The organism is Nitrospirillum viridazoti CBAmc, assembly GCF_000730165.1.
GTDB classification, from domain to species: domain Bacteria; phylum Pseudomonadota; class Alphaproteobacteria; order Azospirillales; family Azospirillaceae; genus Nitrospirillum; species Nitrospirillum viridazoti.
Genome location: NZ_CP022112.1, coordinates 684,234 through 709,236, shown reverse-complemented (window position 1 = coordinate 709,236; position 25,003 = coordinate 684,234). Strand labels below are relative to the sequence as shown.

Sequence of the window (25,003 nt, the reverse complement as noted above, 5' to 3'; positions counted from 1 at the left end):
GTCATCCAAGAAAAGGGCGCCTGTGTGCGCACGGAAAACCGAGGGAGGAAGGACGTCCGGTGAAAAGAAGTGCGGTGGATCTATGGTTTGTGGAGGAAGTCCTACCCTTGGAAGCGGCGCTGACCGGCTATCTGCGCCGCAAATGGCGGGAGGCGTCCGAGATCCCCGATCTTCGGCAGGAAATCTACGCCCGCGTCTACGAGGCGGCGACCGTGGCGATCCCTGAGATGACCAAGCCCTTCCTGTTCATGACCGCCCGCAACCTGCTGATCGACCGCGCGCGCCGCGCGCAGGTGGTCTCCATCGAGACCGTCATCGATCTTGAGGACCTGGACGTGGCCGACACCGTGCCCAACCCGGAACAGAGCGCCGTCGGCCGCGAGGCCATGCGGCTGCTGCAGGCCGCCATCGACCGCCTGCCGCCGCGCTGCCGCGAGGTGACCCTGCTGCGCAAGGTGCATGGCCTGCCCCAGCGTGACGTGGCCCGCCGCATGGGCATCAGCGAAAGCACGGTGGAGCAGCAGGTGGCCAAGGGCGTGCGCCTGATCGCCGACGCCATGGTCGACATCGTCCCCGAACCCGTGACCGGCCGCTTCGGCCGGCGTTCGCGCAAAATGGGGCCGCGCAAGATGGGACAGCCATGATGGAGCATGATCCCATCGAGGAACAGGCGGCGCGCTGGCTGGCCCGTCAGGATGCCGGCCCGCTGGATGCGTCAGCCAAGGCAGGGTTCGACGCCTGGATCGCCACCTCCACCCGCCACCGCGTGACCTACCTGCGGCTGGAGGCGGCATGGCAGCGGGCCGACCAGCTGCGCGCCACCCGCCAGGCCCCCGTCCTGCCCCCGCCGCGCGCCGGCGTGGCGCGCGGGCCGTGGCGCCGCTGGGCGCCCATGGTGGCCGTTGCCGCGGCGGTGGCCCTGGTCGTCATCGTTCCCGCCTTGGATGACTGGGACTGGCCCTTCGCCGCCGGGCAGAAGTTCAGCACCGGCGTCGGCGACCGCTATACCGCCCACTTGCAGGACGGATCGCAGATCGAGCTGAACACCAACACGCGCCTGCGCGCGTCCGTCGACCAGACCACACGTGAGGTGCGGCTGGACAAGGGCGAGGCGTTCTTCGAGGTGGTGCACGACGACAAGCACCCCTTCGTCGTCGTCAGCGGCGACCTGCGCATCGTCGATGTCGGTACCAAATTCTCCGTCCGCCGTGAAGGCGACAGGCTGGAGGTGATGGTGGCCGAGGGTGCTGTCCTGGTGGAGGACATGGCCCATCCCAACGACGTGGCCCCCACGCTGGTGACGCAGTTGAGCGCGGCGGTGGCGCAGCCCAAGGCCATCCGGAAAAGCCCGCGCAGCGAGGAACAAGTCCGGGACGCCCTGGGTTGGCGCCACGGGACGCTGGTCTTCACCGACCGTCCCTTGCGTGAGGTGGCGGCCGAGTTCAACCGCTACAACCGCAAGCAACTGGTGGTGCCGGCTGAGGGGCCCATGGGCGATATCCGCATCGGCGGCAGTTTCGAGGCCACCAATGTCGACGCTTTCGCCCGCCTGCTGCACAGCGGTTTCGGCCTGAAGGTAATCGACGACGGCAGGGAAATAAGAATTTCAAATTGAGAATAGGGGATCCGGCACGGTCCTTCGTCATAGCCGAATACAACAATCCAGAAATGAGGGAGAAATCGTGCCAAATCCCAATATCCGTCACGCCCTTTCCGCCGCCCTTCTGACGACGGTCTGCTGGCCAGCACTAACGCAAGCCGCTGAATCCATTGCGGCGCCGCAACCTCCGCGCGCGATCACTTTGGCATCCGTCGCCGAAACGATGATCGACATCCCGGCTGGCGACCTGCGCACCGCGTTGGAAAGCTATATTCGCCAGACCGGCTCGCAGTTGATCTACAAGGCCGACGAGGTCGCCGGCATCAGCACCAAGGGCGCCCAGGGCCGCCTGTCCGCCCAGCAGGCGCTGGACAGCATCCTGGCCAACACCGGCCTGACCGTGCACCGCGACCCTTCGGGCGCCGCCGTGGTCAGCCGCAAGTCCGATCGCGCCGCCACGGCGACCCCGGCCCTGCGCAATGCTGCCGCCCAAGGGGCCGCCGCAGACGGTGCCGCCGCCCAGCCCCAGGTCGCCCAGGCCAACCCCGCCACGACCGCCGGCGCCGACGATACCGTGCAGGTGGGCGGTGCGCCGGACCTGCAGGAAATCATCGTCACCGGCCTGCGCTCCAAGCGCAACCTGCTGAACGCCTCCGTCGCCATCACCGCGGTGAACGAGGCCGACCTGGCCCAGAAGGCGCCACGCAGCACCGTCGACGTGCTGGAAATGATCCCCGGCATCTTCGTCGAGGGCACGGCTGGCCCCGTGTCCAACAACTACTCGGTGCGCGGCCTGCCTGGCGGCACCCAGCAGTTCGTCCGTCTGATCGAGGACGGCATGCCCGCCATCTATGGCGGCCTGAACGATGACGAGGTGTTTCAGAACGACATCTCGATCGACCGGGTCGAGGCGCTGCAGGGCGGCAGCTCGGGCATCCTGACGCCCAACGCCGCCGGCGCCTCCATCAACTTCATCTCGCGCAAGCTGAACTTCGACGAGGCCGGCGGCATCGCCCGCATCACCGGCACCACCTATGGCGACCGGCGCGGCGACCTATGGTTCTCGTCCCCCATCCCGGATCTGAAGGACACGGCCTTCGCCATCTCGGGCTATTACGACAGCACGCCGGGTGTGCGCAGTTCCCCCTTCCGGTACGAGACCTATCACATCAAGGGCCAGCTGGAGCACAAGTTCGAGGACGGCTGGATCCGCTTCACCGTCAAGGACTGGGACGAGCACGACCCCTACTACGCCGACCAGCCCTACGCCTATAACAACGGCACCATTTCAAGCGTGCCGGGCCTGGACACGCAGTTCGGCAACATCATCGGCAAGGGCTTCGCCAACGTCAGCGTGCCGGACTCCTGCTACGCCAACGGCCAGTGCTTCCGCAATTTCAGCATGCAGGACGGCATCCACGCCACCGGCCACCAGTTCCGCGTGGATGGGGAGCGTGAGTTCGACCACGGCATCTCCCTCTTCGCCCGCGGCCGCTATACCGAGACGGATTGGGACTTCAACGGTGTGTTCGCCGGCAGCGGCACCGGCAACGGCGGCCTGGCGTCGGCCCTCACCTACCTGACGCCCACCAGCGCCTCGCCCATCTACGACCTGCTGCAGTCCGGCCTGGCCGCTTTCCCGGGCACCACGCAGTTCGGCATCCGCAACCTGACCAACGGCCAAGTCACCGCGGCGTCCAATGCCGCGGCCCTGAACGCGCTCAACGGCAACGGTCTGCTGCAGCAGACCGTACTGAACCGCCAGCTGGTGAAGCTGCGCGACTGGGGCAGCGATTTCGGCGCCAAGTGGGACACCTCGGGCGACGGCTGGACCAACAGCCTGACCGTGGGCGGCATGATCTACGCCACCGACATCGCCAACGACCAGTCGGGCGTCTCCACCGTCATCAACGACGTGAAGAACCAGTCCAACATCTATGACATCGTGGCCATGAACAGCGCCGGCAACGTGCTGGGCACGCTGGGCAACAACGGCATGATCTCCTACGGCAACTGGGGTGCGGGCATCAGCGCCACCCATCAGACGTCGAAGTCGGTCTACGTGAACGACGAATTCGCCTGGAACCAGGACCTGCACTTCGACTTCGGCGTGCGCTATGAGCGCGAGGACACCGTCGGCGTGGCGGGCAACAGCTCGCCCCAGCCCATCCCGGCGGGCGTGGGCGGCATCGTGCAGGTGAACCCGAACGCGTTCAACGGCACCTACAGCTACACCTCGGGCCATGAGTCGCCGGTGCACGTCACGGCCGGCGTCAACTACACCATCGCCCAGAACCTGTCGGTCTATGCCCGCTACGCCCACGCTTACCAGACCCAGGGCACCAACCCGCAGGCGGCCGCCCTGAGCCTGTATGAAGGCGGCGTCACCTATTCCGACTATGGCCTGACCGGCACCGTCCGCGGCTTCCGCACCGAGTTCAAGAACCAGACCTGGGGCGGCGGCGTCAATCCGGCCGATCCCAATCTGAACCAGGGCTTCTTCGCCGATTCCGAAACCAACGGCGTCGACGTCGACCTGTACTATCGCCCGCAGTACGAGCCGCTGAGCGCCTTCGGCGTACACGCCCAGGCCACCTACCAGGACCCGACGTTCAGCAACGTCAAGGTCGGCTTCATCGACGTCAACGGCACCAACATCGCGCCGCAGGTGGCCGCCTTCTACAATGGCAAGATCCCGGGCCGCACGCCGAAGATCCTGTACGCCGTCACGCCGGAGTACAACCTGCCCAACAACAAGGGCCAGATTTACCTGCGTTACAAATATGTCGGCCGCATCTTCGCCGACAACGGCAACCAGGTGGAGCTGCCCGGCTACGGCGTCGTGACCATCGGCGCCATCTACAACATCACACCGGCCATGACGCTGAACGTCAGCGTGGACAATGTGACGGATGAACTGGGCCTGACGGAGGGCAACCCCCGCCAGGGCTTCACCCAGCAGGTCGTGAACGGCTACTTCTATGGCCGTGGCATCGTCGGCCCGAACGCCATGGTGTCCCTGACCGCGAAGTTCTGATCCGGCTTCCTCTTCCTCCCCTGGGGGCGGCGGATCAGTCTCGGGGCCCGCCGCCCGCTTTTTTTTTCGAAGGAGAGCGAAACCGTGTCAAATCGCCGGATCCGGAAGGTCGTCATCCTGGGGGGCGGCACCGCCGGATGGATGACGGCCGCCGCCTTGGCCAAGGTCAACACCCCGCCGCAGTTCGAGGTGACGCTGATCGAGTCCGATGACATCGGCATCATCGGCGTGGGGGAGGCCACCATCCCCACCATCCACTGGTTCAACCGCCTGGTCGAACTGGATGAGGCGCAATTCCTGCGCGAAACCAAGGCCACCTTCAAGCTGGGCATAGAGTTCGTCGGGTGGAACGGGGGCAACAGCCGCTATTTCCACCCCTTCGGCCGCTATGGCGGGCCGGCCGACGCGCAGATGTTCTTCCACCGCTGGATCCGCGCCAGCCTGGGCGGCTTCCCGCACGGCCATCAGGATTATTCCCTAGCCACGCTGGCGGCCATGGCGAACAAGTTCGGCCCGCCCGCCCCCGATCCCAAGTCCCTTTTCTCCACCCTGGGCTACGCCTACCACTTTGACGCCGGCCTCTACGCCGCTCATCTGCGCCGCCGGTCCGAGGCACGCGGGGTGAAGCGTGTCGAGGGCAAGGTGGAGCGGATCGAGCAGGATCCGGAGACCGGCTTCGTCACCCGCCTGACCACCCACCGGGGCCAGGTGGTGGAGGGCGACCTGTTCATCGACTGCTCGGGCCTCCGCGCCCTGCTGATCGAGGGCGTGATGAACAGCGGGTTCGAGGACTGGTCGCACTGGCTGCCCTGCGACCGCGCCCTGGCCGTGCCGTGCGAGCGTGTCACCGCCCCCGTCCCCTATACCCGCGCCACCGCCCACGCCTTCGGCTGGCAATGGCGCATCCCGCTGCAGCACCGCACCGGCAACGGCATCGTCTACAGCAGCCGGTTCGCCGGCGATGATGAGGCGGCCTCCACCCTGATGGCCAACCTGGACGGCAAGGCGTTGGCCGACCCGCGCCTGATCCGCTTCCAAACCGGGCGGCGGCGGCGATCCTGGATCAAGAATGTCGTCGCCATCGGCCTGTCCAGCGGCTTCCTGGAGCCCTTGGAGTCCACATCCATCCACCTGATCCAGAGCGGCATCGCCAAGCTCCTGTCCCTGTTCCCCACCCGCGACTGTCCGGAGGAGACGGCGGGCCAGTTCAACCGGGTCTACGGCGCCGACGTTGAATCGGTGCGCGACTTCCTGGTGCTGCACTACAGCCGCACCCAGGGACGGGATGAGCCCCTGTGGCGCCACTGCCAGGCCATGGCGGTGCCTGAGGGGCTGTCCTTGAAGGAACGCCACTTCACCCGCACTGGCCGCATCGTACTCTCGACCGATGAGCTGTTCCGCGAAGCCAGCTGGTTCGCCGTGCTGATGGGCCAGGGGTTGCGGGCCACCGACTACAACCCGCTGCTGGACACCATGCCGGCGGACGAGAACCTGGCCCATTTGCTGCGCCTGCGCGACCAGATGGCCAAGGCCGCCGCCACCCTGCCCAGCCACGAAGAATATCTTCGCCGCGTGATGGGAACCGCCTGACCCTGACCCTTCCCGTCGTTCACCCCGCCGCCCCCTGTCCCCGGGGGGCGGCGCTCCCCCGGTTCATGCCCGCCTCATAGGACCCGCCCATGCCGCGCCTTTCGCACCTGCTCTCCAGCTCCATCCTGGCCCTGACGCTGGCCTGGGCACCGGCAGCCTTCGCCGACACGGCCGCCAAGCCTGCCCTGTCCTACAGCCTGACGGAGGGGCGCAACCTCAACGCCTTTGTGCGTGAGGGCGAGGTGGCGGCCCACCTGCTGCTGCGCTCCGGCAAGGACGCGCGCATCCTGGTGGCCTTTCCCGCCGGCAACAGCAGCGTGGGCCTGTGGCTGGATACGGCCGACACCGCCAGTTGGACGCTGACCGGCACGCCCCAGCCGGTGACCACCACCGACGCCCAGGGCCGGCCCTTGCGCGGGGTGGTGTTCGAAGCGGCGCTGAAGGCCGACAGCGCCGTGCCCCGCCAGGGCGTGCTGTCCAGCACCCGGGTGCTGCGCGACTATGAAACCCTGCGCACCATGCCCGCCCAGGTGCAGGTGCAGCCCACCCGCACGACCGACACGCTGGACTGGAGCCGCGATCGCCTGGACGGCAAGGCCGGCTATCGCCTGACCGTGACGGTGACCCATGGCCGGCTGACGGATGGTGGGTTCAAGGCCGGTGCCGACGGCATCATCGGCCTGCGCGTCACGGCGCTGACCGGTGAGGCGCCGCTGACCCCGCTGGCCGGCGACCATCTGCTGACCGCCGGTGCCGCCGACCAGCCGGCCAGCCGCGACGCCCTCACCTTCCTCAGCTATCAGGAAAAGCTGCTGGCCGGGTCCTGGCGCTTCCACACCTATTTCGGGCGCGACACCCTGATGTCCGTCATGCTGTTGATGCCGGCCCTGCAGCCGGACGCGGTGCAGGCGGGCCTGCGCTCCGTCCTCGCCCGCCTGTCGCCGGCCGGTGAGGTGGCGCATGAGGAGGATGTCGGTGAGTTCGCCATCCTGGACCATCTGAAGGCCAACGGCAGCACGTCGGACGCGCCGGTCTACGACTACAAGATGGTGGATAGCGACTTCCTGCTGGCGCCGGTGGCGCGGGCCTGGCTGCTGGACGACGCGCTCGGCCGGGCGGCGGCCGCCGAATTCCTGGCCGCCCCCGATGGCCGGCATGGGGAGAGCGAGGCGGCGGGTGCGGCCCTGGTGCGCAACCTGCGCCAGGTGGTGGCCCAGGCCGTCCCATTCGCCGCAACCTCCGGCACCGCCACCTTGGTGCGGCTGAAGCACGGCCAGCAGGTGGGCGAATGGCGCGATAGCAACACCGGCCTGGGCGGCGGTGTCTATCCCTACGATGTCAACGCCATCCTGGTGCCGGCGGCCCTGGAGGCGGCGGACGCCCTGCTGAAAGCCAAGCTGCTGGACCCCTGGCTGGACGCGGCCGCCCGTGCCGACCTGGCCAAGGCGGCGGACCTCGCCAAGGTGTGGCGGGCCAAGGCCCCCGCCCTGTTCGACGTGACGGTGGCGCCGGCCCAGGCGCGCCGGGATGTCGCCGCCTATGCCGCCAAGGCGGGCGTGCCGGCCGACGCGGCGCTGGCGGCCCTGCCCAAGGGCCCGGTGCGTTTCCACGCCCTGTCGCTCAACGCCGACGGCACCCCCGTCCCCGTCCTGCACTCGGATGAAGGGTTCGAGATGCTGTTCGGCCACCCCAGCCCCCGGGCGCTGGACGCCGCGGTGGAGGCCGCCGACCGCCCCTTCCCCGCCGGCCTGATGACCGGCATCGGCATGCTGGTGGCCAACCCGGCCTATGCGCCCGCCCCGGTGCAGGACCTGTTCCCCCGCACCGCCTATCATGGCACCGTCGTCTGGTCCTGGCAGCAGGCCCTGACAGCCGCCGGCCTGGCCCGCCAGCTGACGCGCACCGACCTGCCGGCCACGACCCGGACCAAGCTGACCCGGATGCAGACCGCTCTGTGGCGGGACATCGAGGCCGCCAAGGGCGTGCAGAATTCCGAACTGTGGTCCTGGGACTATCACGACGGTCACTACGTCGTCGCCCCCTATGGCGCCGCCGGCAACGACGCCGACGAGTCCAACGCCGCCCAGTTGTGGAGCACGGTGTTTCTGGCCGTGCAGCCGCCGGGAGCGGGGCGCTGAGCCAGAACCAAACCCTATCCACTCAGCGGGAGCGGGGACAGCCAGGATGACGTATCAGTCCATCCGTCTGTTATGATGGCTGCCCTGACCGATAGGTGGAATACCCCTATGCCCAACTTGGCTGGAGACTTCTTTCGTTCGATCGTGACGCCAACAGTCGACGAGTTCCTCGCCAACCCCTTGGACATTCGCCGGGGGCGTTTGGCTGCCATCGTGCTCTATCATATGGCCGACTACTGGCATGTGGAGTGCTGTGTAGGAGGCCAAACTCTGTCGAAGCTTCATAAGGAGCTAGCGGACAAATGCCCGGATTTTCGACTGATCCGTGACGTTGCGGACGCCTCCAAACACGCCAAATTGTTGCTTCAACATAAAACCTTGCCCCGTAGTTTATCCTCATCCGACCAGGTTACGATCCCTGAAGGATTATTCACTGCACCATTCGGAACCGGGGTTTTCGCCGAAGCAGCGGAAATAACTGTCGAACTGAATGACGGAACGAAAGAATCGCTGATTCAGGCAATAAATTCCACTCTCGGCATGTGGGATTCGATACTGGCGGCGCGATAGGTAGAGCATCCGCATCCCAGATCTAAGCGCTGACCTTCTTCGGCCGGCCGCCACGCTTGCCATTCTCACGAGCGGCCGAGGCCTTGGCACCGCCCCGCGCCTGCCCGCCTTTGGCGCCCAGCACGGCTGCTGGGGAATGTTCTGCCATCCACCGCTTGGACCCCAGGATGCCCTCCAGCAGGGCGGGAACATAGAGGTCGGCGTCCAGGCGGGGGAAGTGCAGCCCCAGGCCGAACGCCTCCACCTCGATCTCTGCCAGGTCTGCCGCCGCAGCACCCGCCAAGCCCTCCACGACGTCAGGGGGGAAGCCCACCTCGATGCCGGTGGTCAGCAGTACGATCACCCGATTGCGGCCGGCATCATAATGAGCGCTCTCCGCTCGAGGGCCGCGCAAGCGTTCTTCACCCCGGGCCTGGGCCTCCTCGAAGGCGGCGGCGGTCAGTTCAGCCATGGATACGCCTCCATTCCGTTAGCAGGGTCTCTTGGTGTTCGGCGATCACCTGCAGGATCCGACGCGCCTCACGCTCGGTGCAGCCAATGGCCTCGCGCAGTTCCATCCCCACCAGGTTGATCACCACCGCCAGCCCCGGCCCCAGGACGTGGACATGCGCCGGCGGGTGATCGTTGGGATAGATGACGACGCGCAGGCCATCGATGCGCAGGATCGTGGGCATGACCTACCTTATCAAAAACCTAAGCGCTTGGGAACGGTACTCTGTCAGTTAGCCCCTCGATCAAGCTTCTCGGCAATTGCCAGACATGTCGAGGTCAAAAGGGACGGCTCCGCGCCGAATAACGAAACCAAAATTACTAAAGTTCCGTGACAGCCCGGAATCTGGCCGCGTGCCGCGTCTTGGCTTCCGAGGGCGCCCGTCGTGGGCGTCCATGACGGAGCCAAAAGAAGACTATGCGACACACGATGCTCAAGGACGTCCTGCTGTGCGGCGCCATGGCCGGCGCCCTGCTGGCCGCACCGACCATCCATGCCGCTGAAGCCAGCGCCCCCGCCACCCCTGCCCCCAACGCCGCCGACGCCGGCGCGCTCGACGCCAGCACCGACGGGACGCTGGATGAAATCCTGGTCTTCGCCAACCGCGACCAGGCCGATACCGCCAAGATCCGCGCATCCAACACCGTCGACATCATGTCGGCGGCGGAGCTGGAGCACACCGCCGTCCATAACGTGGCCGAGGCGCTGGGCCTGCTGCCCGGCGTGACCGTCAGCAACACCGGCCAGTCGGTGGCCGGCGGCATCGACGGCGCCTCGCGCGGTGAAGGCATGCTGGTGGCCATCCGGGGCATGAACTCCGAATTCGCCGTCGACCTCATGAACGGCGTGGAGGTGGCGCAGGGCCTGCCCTACAGCCGTAGCGTTCAGCTGGACCTGCTGCCGCCATCCGGCCTGCAGACCATCGTCGTCAACAAGACACTGGACGCGTCCATGAGCGGCGACGCCATTTCCGGCACCGTCGACTTCCGCACCCCCACCGCCTACGACTTCGCCAACCCGCTGCACTTCAGCATCCAGGGCGGTGCCCGCCTGGAAAGCCGGGCGCGCGACTATGGCGAGACCGGCCTGGGCGGCAACACCGCCGCCGAGGTGGCGACCCAGTTCGGCCGCGACCGCCAGTTCGGCGTCTATGTCAGCGGCTATTACGACAAGCGCTATTTCACCAACAGCGAGATGGCGGGCGTCGACAGCGCCCACAACGACGGCGGCTGGGGCTATGCCGTCAGCAGCACCAAGAACGGGTCGACCAACCCGGCGGGCACCGACCCGGCGTCCAACCTGCGCCAGACCGGCATCAGCGTCGGCGTCTCGGACGGCAGCACGGAGCGCTATGGCGGCAACCTGTCGCTGGACTGGCACCCGGACGACACCACCGCCGTTTTCCTGCGTGGCTCCTTCGCCCGCGAGAACGCGGTGCAGAACAGCACGCTGAGCCAGATCATCAGCACGGACAAGAGCTGGAACGCCCTGGCCAACGGCCTATACGGCCTGAGCGTGGACAAGTACCGCACCTCCGTCTGGTATGAGACCAACCCGGAGCGCGCCGACCTGTCCACCCTGCAGCTGGGCGGTGAGAAGAAGCTGGGCGCCCTGACCCTGACGCCCACCGTGTTCTTCAGCGCCGCCAACAATGACCGCCCCAACCATATCGAAGCCTCGGCCCGCAACGACCAGTACAGCAGCAGCGCCCGCTTCCCCAGCGGCATCGCCGGCATGGGCAGCAACGACGGCTATCCGGTGCCGGTGTTCAGCCCGGGCATGTATGATGCCCTGAACAACGCCGCCACCGCGCTGTGGGCCCGCCGCGCCGGCCAGCTGACCCAGCAGGGCAGCCATCAGGACAAGTATGGCGCCAAGCTGGACGGCCAGTACGACATGAACGACAACGGCCCGCTGTCCTTCATCAAGGCCGGCGTGAAGTTCGTGGAAAGCGACCGCGCGGTCACCAACCGCGACTGGACCAACCCCTATTTCTCGGCCCTGGGCTACCCCAACAGCACCTGGTCCAGCCTGGGTATCGCCAACGGCTATTATTCCTCGGTCTATCCCGGCCGCTACAGCTGGTCGGTGCCCAAGGTCAGCCAGCAGGCCCTGCTGGACTATTTCTACAAGCTGCAGACGGCCGGCAGCTTCGACACCTGCAACGGCAACTACGTCGACAACATGAACTGCAACACCCTGAAGGGGCGGGAGCAGGTGACGTCGGCCTATGTCATGGCCAACCTGCAGTTCGGCCAGGTGGAGGTCATCCCCGGCATCCGGTTCGAGCACACGGACATCCACAACACCTTCTGGCAGCTGAACAGCGACGGCAAGACCGTGGGCCATTGGGAAAACAGCAGCACCACCTACAACGAGCCGCTGCCCAGCGTGCTGGTGAACTGGCGCCCGGACAACGACACGGTCTACCGCGCCAGCGTCAGCCAGTCCTACACCCGGCCCGCCCTGGTGCAGCTGGGTGCCTCTTCCTCCGTGTCCATCAGCGCCGACACGGGTGTCAAGACCATCACCCAGGGCAACCCCAACCTGAAGCCAATCGAGTCCACCAACCTGGACATGTCGGGTGAATGGCACAACAGCCAGGGCGGTACGGCCTCGGCCGCCGTCTATTACAAGCGGCTGTCGAACTACCTGTTCGACAACGGTTCCACCCTGGTGAACCCGTTCAGCACCACCAGCAACCTGGTCAGCATCAGCCAGCCCAAGAATGGCGGCGACGGCGACGTCTACGGCATCGAACTGGCCTTCCGGCAGAAGTTCGACACCATCCTGCCCGGCTGGCTGTCCGGCTTCAGCATCGGCGGCAACGTCACCCGCCAGTGGTCGGTGGTCGACACCGGCATCAAGGGCCTGGACGCCGACCAGCCCATCCAGAACGCCCCCGGCTGGCTGGCCAACGCCACCCTGTCCTACACCGTGGGCGGCTTCTCCGCCGATCTCGGCTACAACTACACCGGTTCCTACCTGGCCTATTACGACTACCTGGGCCAGGGCGGCAGCTGGGACAACATGTGGGTCCGGCCGACCAACCGCCTGGACCTGCACGTGGGCTACAAGTTCGACAACGGCTTTGCGGTCGACGGCTCCGTCTCCAACCTCACCGGTGACTACACCTACTGGGCGCATATCGGGCACAACAGCCTGACGCTGTCGAACATCGTCGACAGCGGCACCACCGCCCTGATGACCGTCAAGTATACCTACTGATCCGTTCCGCTACCGGGGGTGGGGCCGCCAAGCCCTGCCCCCATTCCACCCCCGCGTCCCCGTCATCCGGAGCCTGCACATGGCGCAGCCCTCCATCATAAATCTGCAGCCTGCCGTCGCTATGACCTTGTCCGCGCCAATTAGTCGGCCGAGGGGAAAGATGGACAGTCAGGCCGATGCCAGGGCCAAGAGCGATGCGCTGTCGGCGTTCGACGGTGCAGAGTTCGAGGCGCACCAATCCGTGCTGCGCGGCTATTTCGCCCGCCGCGTGCGCCAGGCGCAGGACGTGGACGACTATGTCCAGGACGTCTATCTGCGCGCGCTGGCCGCCGCCCCCGCGCGGGGCGTGGACAACTGGCGCGCCTTCCTGCTGCGCGTGGCCAGCAGCCTGCTGGTCGACCGCTTCCGTCGCAACACCGCCCGCCACCAGGACGCCCACGACGGCCTGGACGAGGTGGCGGAACTGGCGGACGACGGCGCCGCCACGCCCGAGCACACCGTCATGGTCCGGCAGGAGCTGGCCAGCCTGGAGGCGGCGCTGCGCGACGTCGACCCCCTGGCGCGGCATGCCTTTCTGCTGGTGCGGGTTGATGGGCTAAGCCACCGGGAAGTGGCCGGCCGCCTGGGCCTTGAGGTCAAAATGGTGTCTCGTCAAATCGAACGCGTCCTGGCCCACCTGGCCCGGACGATGGTGGAGCCGGCGCGTTGACCTCCACCGATCACGATCAAGTCTTGCTGGAAACGGCCGCCGTCTGGCTGCGGCGCATACAGGCGGGGGAACTGGGGCCGGAGGGTCAGCGGACCTTCCGCGCCTGGCTGGCGGCCGACACCCGGCATGCCGCCGCCATGGATCTGGTGACCCGCGCCTGGACGGCCAGCGGCGCCATTGATGACAAGGGCGCGCTGCGGCCGGACCTGACCCGTGCCCGTGGTCTGCGCCTGGCCAATGAGAAGACGCGGCCTCACCGCTCTTGGCGGCCCATCGCCTGGATGCCCCCCCTGGGCGGCTTGGCGGGCGGCTTGGCTGCCGTCCTGTCGCTGGCCCTGGTCTGGCTGTGGAACGGCGCGGTCAGCGAGGCCGACTACGTCACCGCCGCCCACGACCATGCCCAGGTCACCCTGTCCGACGGCACCGTCATGCGCCTGGGCGGGTCCACCCACCTGCATGTGCGCATCGACCCGCTGGGGCGCCGCGTGGACCTGGCCCAGGGCGAGGCGGAGTTCCAGGTGACGCACGAGGCGCTGCGCCCCTTCCATGTGATGGCCGGGGCGCTGGAGGTGCGCGACCTGGGCACGCGCTTCACCGTTTCATCGCACGGCGGACAGGTGCGCGCCGTGCTGCTGGAGGGGGCGGCCGAAATCCGCGACCGCGACAGCGGCCGGGTGCTGGCCAGCCTGGTGCCCGGCCAGCAGGTGGACCAGGATGGTCGGGGGCCCCTGCGCCTGGGCAAGGCCAACGTCGACCAGGTCAAGGCCCGCCAGGACGGCCGCATGCTGTTCGACGACATGCCCCTGGCCCAGGTGGTGCCGGAGGTGGCCGCCCGCACCGGCATCGTCCTGCGCCTGGACGACCCCGCCCTGGGTGCCATCCGCGTCAGCGGCAGCTACCGCGCCGACGATGTCGCCGGCTTCCTCGCCGCCCTGGCCCGCCTGCATCCCATCACCTGGCGGCAGGACGCCAATGGGGATTACCGGATTGCGCGCCGGCGGTAAGCCTCAACGCCGACCCGGACGCCGCCGGCTGGCGGCGTCCTGCGCCGTGCTGCCTTTGCTGGCGGCGGCGCCCGCGATGGCGGGAACGGCTTTCATTATTGCGGAACAACCCCTGGGCAGTGCGTTATTAGACTTGGCGCGCCAGTCCGGCCACGACGTGCTGTTCCGGCCGGAACTGGTGCGCGGCTGCCGCGCCGGACCGCTGGCGGGCGTGACGGATTTCGAGGCGGCGCTGGGCCGCCTGATATCGGGTTGCCATCTGCGCTATCGCCTGGGCGACGGCGGCGCCATTGAGTTGGAACGGGCGTCGCCCACCCCGGCCGTGGCACCGGCCAGCGGCGGCCAGTTGCCCGAGGTGCTGATCATCAAGGCGCCCTACCACGGCACGCCCCCGGCGGAAATCACCGCCACCGCCGTGACCGACAGCCTGACCACGGCGGATCTGCATGACGGGGCCGATCGCACCCTGGCGGAAAGCCTGGGCCGGTTGGCCGGTGTCAACGTGCTGGTGACCTCCCTTCAGGGCGACCTGGGCGGCATTGACCGGGCGGCGCGGGGCGAAGGCCAGTTCGCCGCCGTGCGCGGGCTGGACAGCGCCTACGCCGTCACCCGCCTGGACGGCGTGTCGGTGGCGCAGAGCATGCCCTACAGCCGCGCCGTGCAACTGAGCCTGCTGCCGCCGCTGGCCATGGACGGGGTGGAACTGACCAAGACGCCGGACGCCCATGACGACGGCGACGCCACCGCGGGCCAGTTCGACCTGCGCCTGGCGTCCGCCCTGGAGGGTGGGGAGCATACCCGCCTGTTGGTCCAGGGGAATTTGGACGAACGCTCCGCCAGCCTGGGCCGGCCCTCGGGCGGGGGCCTCGCCACCGTGGACCTCGCCCGCCAATTCGGCCGCGACCATAGCCTGGGCCTGGCCGTCACCGGCTATTACGGACGCAACCGCTTCGCCAGCGTGGAACAGTCCTACCAGTCCACTCAGTTCGAATACCGCCTGGTCGACGCCAACGGACAGACGCCGGCCGGCATGGATCCGGCGCGCAACCTGCTGGCCACCTCGCTGAACGTGCAATATTCGGAAGGGGAGACGCGGCGCTGGGGCGGCAGCCTGGCGGGTGACTGGCAGCCCAACGACACCTTCCGCGCCTTCGCCCATGTCACCGTGGCCACGGCCGACACCGACCAGGAGGTCTACCAGATGGGCTTCCAGGGCGGGCGCGACCCCAGCTTCATCACCCGCGTCGCCCTGGGCAACGGCCTTTATGAGAACCGCAGCGTCAAGACCCAGGTGCATTACTGGTTCGAGACCAACCCCGACACCGCCACCCTGGGCACGGCCCAGCTGGGCGCCGACTGGCACACGGGCGCCCTCACCCTGTCGCCCCGCCTGTTCTACACCTGGGGGGAAAACGGCCGGCCCCAGCATATCGAGCTGTCGTTCTGGAATCCTACCGGCACCACGGTGAACCAGGGACTGAGCTTGGGGCACCAGGATGGCTATCCCGTCGTGGCGGCGCCATCCGGCGCTCTGGCGATGGCTGACGGGGTGGAAAGCCTGCCCGTGTCCAACCGCGGCCAGATCACCAGCCTGTCCAGCCGTCAGGACAGGCTGGGCGGCGCCCTGGACGGCAAGCTTGCCTTGGGTCCCGATGCCACGCTGGAGGCGGGGGTGAAGATCACCGACAGCCAGCGCGACAGCTACCGCCGCGACCAGGAGGGGCAACTGGTCGGCGGGCGGGGTGCGGTGGACGCCGGCACCACCGTCGCCGAGCTGGCGGCCGTGGGCCTGCGCGCTGGCACGCTGACGGCACCGCTCAGCGGCATCTACAATTTCACCTTCCCCCTGGTCGACCCCGATCGGCTGGCGCAGCTGTACCGCCAGCGTGACGGCACCGCGACCTGGACGGCCGATGCCTGGAACGGCAACACGCTGAGCGGTGGGGAGCGCACGGTGGCCGCCTATGCCCAGGCGCGGCTGACCTGGGATGACCTCACCCTGTTGCCGGGGTTCCGGGCGGAATTCTCCGACCTGACCAACCGCTATTGGCTTTCGGGCAACAACGGCGTGCCCACGGGCGGCGTCCATTACGGCTGGAACGAGAGTGGCAGCCGGTTCACCGCCCTGCTGCCCCGCGTGCTTGCCCGCTGGCAACCGGATGAGCGCTGGACCTACCGCGCCGCCGTTTGGACCAGCCAGACCGCGCCGTCACCCTATCAGCTGGCGGGCAACGCCACCGCAACCCAGGACAGTGATGGCGTGGTCACCATAACCCGGGGCAACCCTGACCTGAAGGCGGTCGACGGCCTGAATTTCGACCTGTCCGGCGCCTGGACCTGGGGCGACATCGCCGGGGAGGAGGGCCGGTTGGAACTGGCGCTCTTCCACAAGCGCTTAAAAAATTACCTCTACGACGCCGGCGGCGGCCTGGCGGTGGGCTCCCCCACCAGTGACGCGCAAGTCCGACTCAGCATCCCCACCAACGGCGGCACCGCCCGGCTGACCGGGGCGGAACTGTCGGTGGACCAGGGGCTGGCGCCTGTGGCCGAGGTCCTGCGTGATTTCCATCTCGCGGGCACCCTCAGCTGGGAGACCACCGCGGTGCGCCTCAACAGCCCCGATTTGAACGCCGTGGAACGAGTGCAGTACGCGCCCCGCTGGCTGGCCGGGGTGCAACTGCGTTACGACCGAGACGCCCTGCATCTGGCCGTGGATTACCGCTGGGCCGACGATTACGTGCAGTCCTACGGCATCGCGTTTATTTCCGGGGGCGGAACGACCCTGGCGGGCAGCGCGCTTGACACCTGGGTGCATCCCACGCGCCGGCTTGACCTCAGCGCCGGCTATGATGCCGGCGGGGGCTTGAGCGCCCGCCTGACGGTGCGCAATCTGGGCGACGCTCTGGCCTACCGCACCAGCGTCGGCCGTCACGGCGACGCCGTGGTGCAGACCATCAGCGCCGGCCGCAGCTATGAACTCAGCCTGCAACAGGAGTTCTGATGACCCTACCCTTGCGCCTGACCGCCGCCATCACTGTCGCGCTGCTGCTGGCCCCGCCCGTGCTGGCGGCCGATGCCGACGCCCTGGCCGGCGCCTCTTCCCTGACGCGCGAGGCCCTGGCCCGGCTGCGGGCGGATGTCGACGCCATGCGCGATCCGGTCATCAAGGCGGCGACCGAGGACGCCCTGTTCAATCCCGCCACCTGCGTGGCCCATCGCGCCAACCTGGGCCAGGCGGACAAGCGGGCCATCATCGACCGGCTGGTGGCCGAGGGCCTGGCCGATCCCGGCGACGGCCTGGCGGACGGACTGTTCCCGGCTTTGCCCGGCGAGGGCGGCCCCTGCCCCCATTTGCCCCAACCCTTCGCCGCCGCCCCCGGCGGCAATGCCGGCAGCCATCATTCCTGGCCCGGTGGCCTGCCCCTGCACGAGGCGTTCAATGTCCAAAGCGCCAAGGATTTCGCCGCCGCCTACCGCGCCATCGACGGCGTCGGCCTGGAGGGGCAGGACGATTTGATCGCCGCCGCGCCGCTGTGGCATGACTGGGCCAAGGCCCTGCTATTCGTCTGGCGGCCGGATGGCGGGCTGCCGCCCGAGATATCTCTGGGCGGGCATGGCGCGGATGGCGACTACCGCACCGGCGCCCACCACATCCTGGGCCTGGCGGAGGCAATGGCCCGCCGCCTGCCGGCCGACCTGGTCATCGTCCAGGCCTGCGCCCACCAGGCGCCAGAGCGGGGCAAGCCCGATCGGCTGGTGCACTGGCTGCGCGCCGCCGCCATCATCGCCCGGGTGGACCCGGCGGCAGCGGGTTACCTGGCGCCGTCACAGGCGGGTGGCCTGACCCTCGCCGGCATGACAGAGGCTGGCGCCGTGCCGCGCTGGTGGTCCGCCTGCCTGATCCACGCGCAATCCGACCACAACTGGGTCTACGCCGAACCGGCTGTGGAGGATGCCGACGCCCTGCTGCGCCAATTGGCCCCCCGCTTCGGCGTGGATGCCAGAGACCCCGCCCGCTACACCTGGGGCTATCGCCACGCCGTGCTGAGCCGCCTGGGGGCGGCCCGTGTACAGTCGCTGGCAGCCCAGGGCGGACTGGACGCCCTCGCTCAAGCCTTGACCCAACTGCGCGCCCAAGGCGTGTTTTGACCCCTGCTGCTGGAAAGATGCCCGTGACCCGCCTTCTTCCCCTTCTCCTGGCCGGCCTGATGCTGGCGACCGCCCCGGCCCAAGCGGCACCCGACGCCACCGTGGCGCCCCGCGCCGCGAACGGCCAGCCCCTGACGCTGGAACGGGTGGTCATGCTGGTGCGCCATGGCGTGCGGGCGCCCCTGGATACGGAGGCCGCCCCCGGGCTGGCGCAGGGCTCGTGGCCCACCTGGCCGGTGGTGCCCAGCCACCTGACGCCCCATGGCGCCGCCGCCGCGACGCTGATGGGCGCCTATCAGCGCCAGTGGCTGGCTGCCAACGGCCTGCTGCCGACCCAGGGCTGCCCCGCCGCGAACCAGGTGGCGATCTGGACCAATTCGGCGGAACGGACCATCCGCACCGGCGAGGCCATGGCGCAAGGCTTGGCGCCGGACTGCCCCCTGCCCGTGGGGCACAAGCCGCCAGGCACGCTGGACCCGCTGTTCGATCCGTTCGAGGCCGGTGCCGCCACCGTTGACGCGGCCGCCGCCGTGAAGGCCATGGAGCCGGAGATGGGCGACGTCCGCAACGCCTCCACCTACTTGGTGCCCGCCATCGCGCTCACCATACGCGGCCTGGGCTGCGACAAGACCTTGCCGGCCTGCGATCTGGTGCAGGAGCGCACCGTCATCAGCCCCAGCGCCGACAACCGTGGCGTCGACCTGCGTGGACCTGTCGCCCTGACCGCCGGTGCCGCCCAAATCTTCATCCTGGAATATCTGGAGGGCATGGCCCCGGACCAAGTAGCCTGGGGCCGCTTCGGCGCGGGCCCGGGCCTCAGCGACGCGCTAGCGCAGATTTCCCGCCTGCACGGCCTACAGTTCGACGTCTTCGCCCGCAACGCTTACATGGCCCCACGCAAGGCCGTGGCCCTGGCCCCGCGCCTGGCGGAGGCGCTGACCGGCGCCGGCCAGCCGCCCGTCACCCTGCTGGTGGGCCATGACGACAACATCGCCGCCATCGCGGGATTGCTGGGCGTGCACTTCCAGGTCCAGGGCTATGGCGAGGATGATCCGCCCGTGGGCGGCGGCTTGCGGCTGGAGCTGTGGCGTGACGCCGCCGGCCAGGCCCTGGTCCGCGTCGCCTATGTCGCCCAGACGCCGGACCAGGTGCGCAATCTGGCGCCCCTCAGCCTGACCAGCCCGCCCTGGAGCGCCGTGCTGCCCCTGCCGGGCTGCGGCGCGCTGTGCCCCGTGAAGACCGTGGCCGACAAGCTGTCGGTCGCCCCCTGATCTCCCGCCCGGAAAGACCGCCCACCATGATGGATCGCCGTTCGCTTCTTCGCCATGCGCTGGGCGGTGCCGCCCTGGCCGGCCTGCCGCCCGCCCTGGCCCGCGCCGCCGCCATCCCCGCCGACGTGCGCACCGGCACCATCGAGGATGTAGCCCACATCGTCGTGCTCATGCAGGAAAACCGGGGCTTCGATCATTACTTCGGCACCCTCTCGGGCGTGTGCGGCTTCGGCGACCGCTTCCCCATCCCGGTGCCACCGGGCCCTGATGGCCAGGCCCTGACCGTCTGGGATCAGCGCGACCGCACCGACCCGCACCCGCGCCTGGTCAATCCCTTCCACCTGTCCACCAAGGCGCATTTCGACCTGATGCGCATGCTGGGCACGCCGCACCAATGGGCCAATGCCCAGGCCGCCTGGGATAACGGCCGCATGGCGCACTGGCCTGAGGCCAAGACCCAGCGCGCCATGGGCTATTACACGCGGGAGGACATTCCCTTCCAGTTCGCCATGGCGGAGGCGTTCACGATCTGCGACGCCTACCACTGCGCCATGCACACCGGCACCAACACCAACCGCCTGTTCCTGTGGACCGGCACCAACGATCCGCACGGCAAGGGCGGCGGGCCGGCCATCGACAACCCCGATGACGATCTGAAAAAGCCGGACGCGGCCAGCATCCCCCGCTTTTCCTGGACCACCTATCCGGAGCGGCTGGAGGCGGCGGGCATCAGCTGGGGCCATTACCAGGACATGGCCGACAATTTCGGTGACAACCCGCTGGCCAATTTCCTGCAATACCGCGCCGCCTATCGCAGCGATCCGGGCTCGCGCGCTGTGCTGCGGGAAAAGGGCCTGTCCACCCGGGCGCTGGACAAGCTGCGCGAGGATGTGATGGCCGACCGGCTGCCCCAGATCTCCTGGGTCGTGGGCACAGAGGAAGGGTCGGAGCATCCCGGCCCCTCCAGCCCGGCGCAGGGGGCTGCCTACACCGCCCAGGTCATCGACGCGCTGACCGCCAACCCCAAGGTGTGGGCGCGCACCGTGCTGTTCATCACCTTCGATGAGAATGACGGCTTCTTCGACCATGTGCCGCCGCCGGCCCCGCCGTCGCCCGATCCGGACGCGCCCGGCGGCTTCGCCGGGGCCAGCTCGGCGGCGACGGACGATGATTATCACCGCCTGAAGGCCCCCGGCGCCGATGGCGACGATTTGAACCTGCGCGGCCGGCCCTATGGCCTGGGGCCGCGCGTGCCCTGCTACATCCTGTCCCCCTGGTCGCGCGGCGGCTGGGTGCATTCGGAGGTGGCCGACCACACCTCCATCATCCGTTTCATGGAGCGGCGCTTCGGCGTGATGGAGCCCAACATCTCCGCCTGGCGGCGGGCGGTGTGCGGCGACCTGCTGACCGCCTTCGACTTCAAGACCCCCAACGCCAAGCTGGCCGCCCTGCCGGACACGGTGCCCACCCGCGACCGCGCCCGCGCCATCGTCGGCCAGACGGTGCCGGAAACACCGGTGGCCCCGCCCCATCCGGCACAGGAAGCCGGGACCCGGCCGTCACGCCGGCTGCGCTACGCGCTGGAGGTGACCGACCATGTGGACTCCGCCGCCGGCACGATCCGCCTGGATTTCGAGGCCGGCGCGGGCCAGGGCGCGGTGTTCCATGTCTATGACCGGCTGCGGCTGGACGCCATCCCCCGCCGCTATACGGTGGAGGCCGGCCGCGCGCTGTCGGGGGATTGGCACCTGACCGGGCCCGACGGCGCCTATGACCTGTGGGTGCGGGGCCCCAACGGCTTCCACCGCGCCTTCACCGGCACCCGCGCGGGCACCGCCGGGATCAGCTGGGCGGTGGAGGGCGACGCCCTGCGCATCACCGTGGCCCCCGGCACGGGCGTGAGCGTCCAGCCCGGGGCCTATCTCGACCACCACCGGCCCTGGACGCCGGGACCGGAGGGCGGCGTCATGCGCTGGCCCCTGCGCCCCACGGGCGGTTGGTACGACCTGGTCATCACCGGCGACCATGTCCAACGCCGCTTGGCCGGCCGCGCCGACGGCGACTGGCCGGCCAGCACCGACCCGGCCGTCGGATCTACGCGTCCGGCATGAACATCGCGCGGGCGGCCTTCACCGCCTCGACAATGAAGTCGGAGGTGATGCGCACCCGCGCCAACGCGCGCAGGTCGGAATGGACGATCAGCCAAAACGACCGGGTCAAGGATACCGTCTCAGGCAAAACCCGGCGCAAGCGCGGCTCCTGCCCCGCCATGAAGCAGGGCAGGACGCACAACCCCTGCCCCGCCAGGGTCATCTGGTATTGGGCCAGCAGGTTTGAACTGGTGATGCTGGGCGCCAGATCCTTTTCGATCAGGGGCACGTAGTCCAGCTCCGGCGCGTAGATCAGCTCGCCGATATAGCCGATCAGGCGATGGTCGCGCAGGTCGGTCCGCCGCTGCGGCGCCCCCCGCCGGTCGAGGTAGTCCTGCGCCGCGTACAGGCCCAGCTGATAGTCCGTCAGCTTGCGGGCGTGCAACCGGCCCTCGCGCGGCGGGGCCAGGCCGATGGCGATGTCGGCCTCGCGCTTGGTCAGGCTGAACAGCCGGGGCGTGGTCACCAGTTCCACCAGCAAATCCGGATGGGCCGCCCCCAGATCGCCCAGGCGCGGCGCCAGGAACACGGTGCCGAAGCCGTCGGGCGCGCCGATGCGCACGCTGCCCGCCACCTTGAGGCTGGATCCCGCCACCTCCCCCAGGATGCCCAGCGCCACGGACTCCATGGCCTGGGCCGAGGCCAACAGCTTCTCCCCCTGGGGTGTCAGGGCATAGCCCTGGACGCTGCGGGTGAACAGCTGGGTCTGCAGGGTGCGTTCCAGGTCGGCGATGCGGCGGCTGAGGGTGGAATGGTCCACGCCCAGGCGCCGGGCCGCCGCCGTCAGCTTGCCTGCCCGCACCACCGCCAGGAAGGACTGCAGGGCGTCCCAGTCAAATGAGCTTTCCATATGGGAATTCCCGCACAGCCGAGGGCGAAATCAGCACCCTGTACGTGCAGGAATATGAATGCTTAACTGGCGCAAAACAACCACAGCAGGAGGAACGCGCATGACCCGGGAACTGACCCATTTCGTCAACGGCCGTCCTGTGCCGGGTACGTCCGGCCGCTTCGGCGACGTCTACGATCCCAACACCGGCGAGGTGCAGGCCAAGGTGCCTCTGGCCTCGAAAAGCGAGGTGGAGGCCGCGATAGCCGCCGCCGAGACGGCCCAGCCGGCCTGGGCAGCCACCAACCCGCAGCGCCGCGCCCGCGTGCTGATGAAGTTCGTGGACCTGGTGAACCGCGACATGAACAGCCTGGCGCGGCTGCTGTCCTCCGAACATGGCAAGACCATCGCCGACGCCAAGGGCGACATCCAGCGTGGGCTGGAGGTGGCGGAGTTCGCCATCGGCATCCCCCACCTGCTGAAGGGGGAGTACACCGACAGCGCCGGCCCCGGCATCGACGTCTATTCCATGCGCCAGCCCCTGGGCGTGGTCGCCGGCATCACGCCCTTCAATTTCCCGGCCATGATCCCGCTGTGGAAGGCCGCCCCCGCCATCGCCTGCGGCAACGCCTTCGTGCTGAAGCCGTCGGAGCGCGACCCGTCGGTGCCGCTGCGCCTGGCGGAACTGTTCCTGGAGGCGGGACTGCCCGATGGCGTCTTCAACGTGGTGAACGGCGACAAGGAAGCGGTGGACACGCTGCTGACCGATCCGCGCATCCAGGCCGTAGGCTTCGTCGGCAGCAGCGCCATCGCCAACTACATCTACGCCACGGCGGCGGAGCATGGGAAACGCGCCCAGTGCTTCGGCGGCGCCAAGAACCACATGATCATCATGCCCGATGCCGACCTGGACCAGGCGGTGGACGCGCTGATCGGCGCCGGCTACGGCTCGGCGGGTGAGCGCTGCATGGCCATTTCCGTGGCCGTGCCGGTGGGTCGGGCCACGGCCGAGGCCCTGGTGGAACGCCTGGTGCCGCGCGTGGAATCCCTGCGCGTCGGCCTGTCCACCGATGAGGGCGCCGACTACGGCCCCCTGGTGACGCGCGACGCGCTGGAGCGGGTGCGCGGCTACATCGATACCGGCGTCAAGGAGGGGGCCAAGCTGCTGGTCGACGGGCGCGGCTTCAAGATGCAGGGGCACGAGAACGGCTATTTCATCGGCGGCAGCCTGTTCGACCACGTCACGACGGACATGAGGATTTACCAGGACGAGATTTTCGGCCCGGTGTTGTCCGTGGCGCGGGCCGACAGCTATGAGCAGGCCCTGCGCCTGCCCAACGAGCATGCCTACGGCAACGGTGTCGCCATCTTCACCCGCGACGGCGACACCGCGCGCGACTTCACCAACCGGGTGAACGTGGGCATGGTGGGCGTGAACGTGCCCATCCCCGTGCCGCTGGCCTATCACACCTTCGGCGGCTGGAAGCGCTCCGGCTTCGGCGACCTGAACCAGCACGGTCCGGACAGCGTCCGCTTCTACACCAAGACCAAGACGGTCACGTCGCGCTGGCCCTCCGGCACCAAGGAAGGCGCCAGCTTCGTGATCCCGACGATGAGCTGAGGCTTATGCAAGGATGGGGGCCGGCCTCAGGTCGGCTGGCCCCCGCCGACCAACAGTTCCATGAAGGTCAGGTCCAGCCAGCGCCCGAATTTGGTGCCGGCCTCGGAGAAGACCCCGGCGGTGCGAAAGCCGACCTTGGCGTGCAGCGCGATGGAGATGGCGTTCTCGCTGGCGATGGCCGCGATCATGCGGTGGACGCCGCGTTCCCGCGCGCAGGCCACCAGGGCGCGCAGCAGTGCCTCCCCCACGCCGCGTCCCTGGGCCTGGGGCGCCACATAGACGGAATTCTCCACCGAGTGGCGAAAGCCGTCGAAGGGGCGCCAGTCGCCATAGGCGGCGTAGCCCACCACCTGCCCCTCCCCCTCTGCCACCGCCACCAGCACCGGGAAGTTCCGGGCCATGCGCGCCTCGAACCACTGGCGGCGGTTCTCCAGATCCACCTGCATGTCGTTCCAGATGGCTGTCGTATGTACCACCGCGTGGTTATAGATGACGCGGATGCCTTCCAGATCGTCCAGGGTGGCCGGGCGGATGGTAACGGTCTGGGTCATGATGGCGATCCGTTCACTATAGTTTCATCGCGTCCACTATGTGATACGATGCCGATGTCGGCAAGG

18 protein-coding genes are annotated in these 25,003 nt (G+C 68.5%); 14 read left to right on the top strand and 4 right to left on the bottom strand.

Features of this window, described 5'->3' with window-relative positions:
- The first annotated feature begins 107 nt into the window (after positions 1–107).
- From Y958_RS24920 to Y958_RS24895, 6 genes are all read left to right on the top strand, one after another.
- A complete protein-coding gene (locus Y958_RS24920; RefSeq protein WP_211098775.1) occupies positions 108–644 on the top strand; it encodes an RNA polymerase sigma factor in 537 nt (178 codons plus the stop codon).
- Positions 641–1,615: a FecR family protein gene (locus Y958_RS24915; protein WP_088874610.1), complete on the top strand. Its 975-nt coding sequence runs from the start codon at positions 641–643 to the stop codon at positions 1,613–1,615. Before Y958_RS24920 ends, Y958_RS24915 begins: the two co-directional genes overlap by 4 nt.
- A 208-nt stretch (positions 1,616–1,823) precedes the next feature.
- Entirely contained in the window at positions 1,824–4,637 is a 2,814-nt protein-coding gene (locus Y958_RS24910; protein ID WP_088874609.1) for a TonB-dependent receptor, read from the top strand.
- A gap of 84 nt (positions 4,638–4,721) precedes the next feature.
- Entirely contained in the window at positions 4,722–6,227 is a 1,506-nt protein-coding gene (locus Y958_RS24905; RefSeq protein ID WP_088874608.1) for a tryptophan halogenase family protein, read from the top strand.
- 89 nt (positions 6,228–6,316) lie between these two features.
- Positions 6,317–8,365 carry a hypothetical protein gene (locus Y958_RS24900; RefSeq protein ID WP_088874607.1) on the top strand — a complete coding sequence of 683 codons (2,049 nt, stop codon included), beginning with the start codon at positions 6,317–6,319 and terminating at the stop codon, positions 8,363–8,365.
- 108 nt (positions 8,366–8,473) lie between these two features.
- Positions 8,474–8,935: a hypothetical protein gene (locus tag Y958_RS24895; protein ID WP_211098774.1), complete on the top strand. Its 462-nt coding sequence runs from the start codon at positions 8,474–8,476 to the stop codon at positions 8,933–8,935.
- A gap of 22 nt (positions 8,936–8,957) precedes the next feature.
- Here Y958_RS24895 and Y958_RS24890 read toward each other — a convergent pair whose 3' ends face one another.
- Together Y958_RS24890 and Y958_RS24885 are read right to left on the bottom strand one after the other, a co-directional pair.
- Positions 8,958–9,386: a DUF2442 domain-containing protein gene (locus Y958_RS24890; protein ID WP_088874606.1), complete on the bottom strand. Its 429-nt coding sequence runs from the start codon at positions 9,384–9,386 to the stop codon at positions 8,958–8,960.
- A complete protein-coding gene (locus tag Y958_RS24885) occupies positions 9,379–9,609 on the bottom strand; it encodes a DUF4160 domain-containing protein (RefSeq protein ID WP_088874605.1) in 231 nt (76 codons plus the stop codon). Before Y958_RS24885 ends, Y958_RS24890 begins: the two co-directional genes overlap by 8 nt.
- Before the next feature lie 233 nt (positions 9,610–9,842).
- Between Y958_RS24885 and Y958_RS24880 the strand changes: the two genes are divergently transcribed.
- From Y958_RS24880 to Y958_RS24850, 7 genes are all read left to right on the top strand, one after another.
- A complete protein-coding gene (locus Y958_RS24880) occupies positions 9,843–12,653 on the top strand; it encodes a TonB-dependent receptor (protein WP_244909685.1) in 2,811 nt (936 codons plus the stop codon).
- A gap of 160 nt (positions 12,654–12,813) precedes the next feature.
- Entirely contained in the window at positions 12,814–13,362 is a 549-nt protein-coding gene (locus tag Y958_RS24875; RefSeq protein WP_186291604.1) for an RNA polymerase sigma factor, read from the top strand.
- Positions 13,359–14,366, top strand: a complete 1,008-nt coding sequence (locus Y958_RS24870) for a FecR family protein (RefSeq protein ID WP_088874602.1) — start codon at positions 13,359–13,361, stop codon at positions 14,364–14,366. Before Y958_RS24875 ends, Y958_RS24870 begins: the two co-directional genes overlap by 4 nt.
- A gap of 46 nt (positions 14,367–14,412) precedes the next feature.
- Entirely contained in the window at positions 14,413–17,367 is a 2,955-nt protein-coding gene (locus tag Y958_RS24865) for a TonB-dependent receptor (protein WP_186291603.1), read from the top strand.
- A complete protein-coding gene (locus Y958_RS24860; RefSeq protein ID WP_088874600.1) occupies positions 17,367–18,515 on the top strand; it encodes a hypothetical protein in 1,149 nt (382 codons plus the stop codon). Before Y958_RS24865 ends, Y958_RS24860 begins: the two co-directional genes overlap by 1 nt.
- A gap of 23 nt (positions 18,516–18,538) precedes the next feature.
- The gene (locus Y958_RS24855; RefSeq protein WP_186291602.1) at positions 18,539–19,786 is read left to right on the top strand and encodes a histidine-type phosphatase; all 1,248 of its coding nucleotides are present in this window, start codon (positions 18,539–18,541) and stop codon (positions 19,784–19,786) included.
- 26 nt (positions 19,787–19,812) lie between these two features.
- A complete protein-coding gene (locus tag Y958_RS24850; protein WP_088874598.1) occupies positions 19,813–21,897 on the top strand; it encodes a phosphocholine-specific phospholipase C in 2,085 nt (694 codons plus the stop codon).
- Here Y958_RS24850 and Y958_RS24845 read toward each other — a convergent pair.
- Entirely contained in the window at positions 21,881–22,786 is a 906-nt protein-coding gene (locus Y958_RS24845; RefSeq protein ID WP_088874597.1) for a LysR family transcriptional regulator, read from the bottom strand. The two genes, Y958_RS24850 and Y958_RS24845, sit on opposite strands and share 17 nt — an antisense overlap.
- A gap of 100 nt (positions 22,787–22,886) precedes the next feature.
- Here Y958_RS24845 and Y958_RS24840 point away from each other — a divergent pair, with 100 nt between their 5' ends.
- On the top strand, positions 22,887–24,386 hold the full coding sequence (locus Y958_RS24840; RefSeq protein WP_088874596.1) for a CoA-acylating methylmalonate-semialdehyde dehydrogenase: 1,500 nt from the start codon (positions 22,887–22,889) through the stop codon (positions 24,384–24,386).
- A 26-nt stretch (positions 24,387–24,412) separates the two neighbouring features.
- Here Y958_RS24840 and Y958_RS24835 read toward each other — a convergent pair whose 3' ends face one another.
- Positions 24,413–24,937: a GNAT family N-acetyltransferase gene (locus Y958_RS24835; RefSeq protein WP_088874595.1), complete on the bottom strand. Its 525-nt coding sequence runs from the start codon at positions 24,935–24,937 to the stop codon at positions 24,413–24,415.
- Positions 24,938–25,003: the final 66 nt, after the last annotated feature.

Coding starts and splice junctions, on each gene's coding strand:
- Y958_RS24890 (WP_088874606.1), bottom strand. CDS start 9,386: ATGGCTGAACTGACCGCCGCCGCCTTCGAGGAGGCCCAGGCCCGGGGT.
- Y958_RS24880 (WP_244909685.1), top strand. CDS start 9,843: ATGCGACACACGATGCTCAAGGACGTCCTGCTGTGCGGCGCCATGGCC.
- Y958_RS24875 (WP_186291604.1), top strand. CDS start 12,814: ATGGACAGTCAGGCCGATGCCAGGGCCAAGAGCGATGCGCTGTCGGCG.
- Y958_RS24860 (WP_088874600.1), top strand. CDS start 17,367: ATGACCCTACCCTTGCGCCTGACCGCCGCCATCACTGTCGCGCTGCTG.
- Y958_RS24895 (WP_211098774.1), top strand. CDS start 8,474: ATGCCCAACTTGGCTGGAGACTTCTTTCGTTCGATCGTGACGCCAACA.
- Y958_RS24885 (WP_088874605.1), bottom strand. CDS start 9,609: ATGCCCACGATCCTGCGCATCGATGGCCTGCGCGTCGTCATCTATCCC.
- Y958_RS24835 (WP_088874595.1), bottom strand. CDS start 24,937: ATGACCCAGACCGTTACCATCCGCCCGGCCACCCTGGACGATCTGGAA.
- Y958_RS24845 (WP_088874597.1), bottom strand. CDS start 22,786: ATGGAAAGCTCATTTGACTGGGACGCCCTGCAGTCCTTCCTGGCGGTG.
- Y958_RS24840 (WP_088874596.1), top strand. CDS start 22,887: ATGACCCGGGAACTGACCCATTTCGTCAACGGCCGTCCTGTGCCGGGT.
- Y958_RS24910 (WP_088874609.1), top strand. CDS start 1,824: ATGATCGACATCCCGGCTGGCGACCTGCGCACCGCGTTGGAAAGCTAT.
- Y958_RS24850 (WP_088874598.1), top strand. CDS start 19,813: ATGATGGATCGCCGTTCGCTTCTTCGCCATGCGCTGGGCGGTGCCGCC.
- Y958_RS24900 (WP_088874607.1), top strand. CDS start 6,317: ATGCCGCGCCTTTCGCACCTGCTCTCCAGCTCCATCCTGGCCCTGACG.
- Y958_RS24915 (WP_088874610.1), top strand. CDS start 641: ATGATGGAGCATGATCCCATCGAGGAACAGGCGGCGCGCTGGCTGGCC.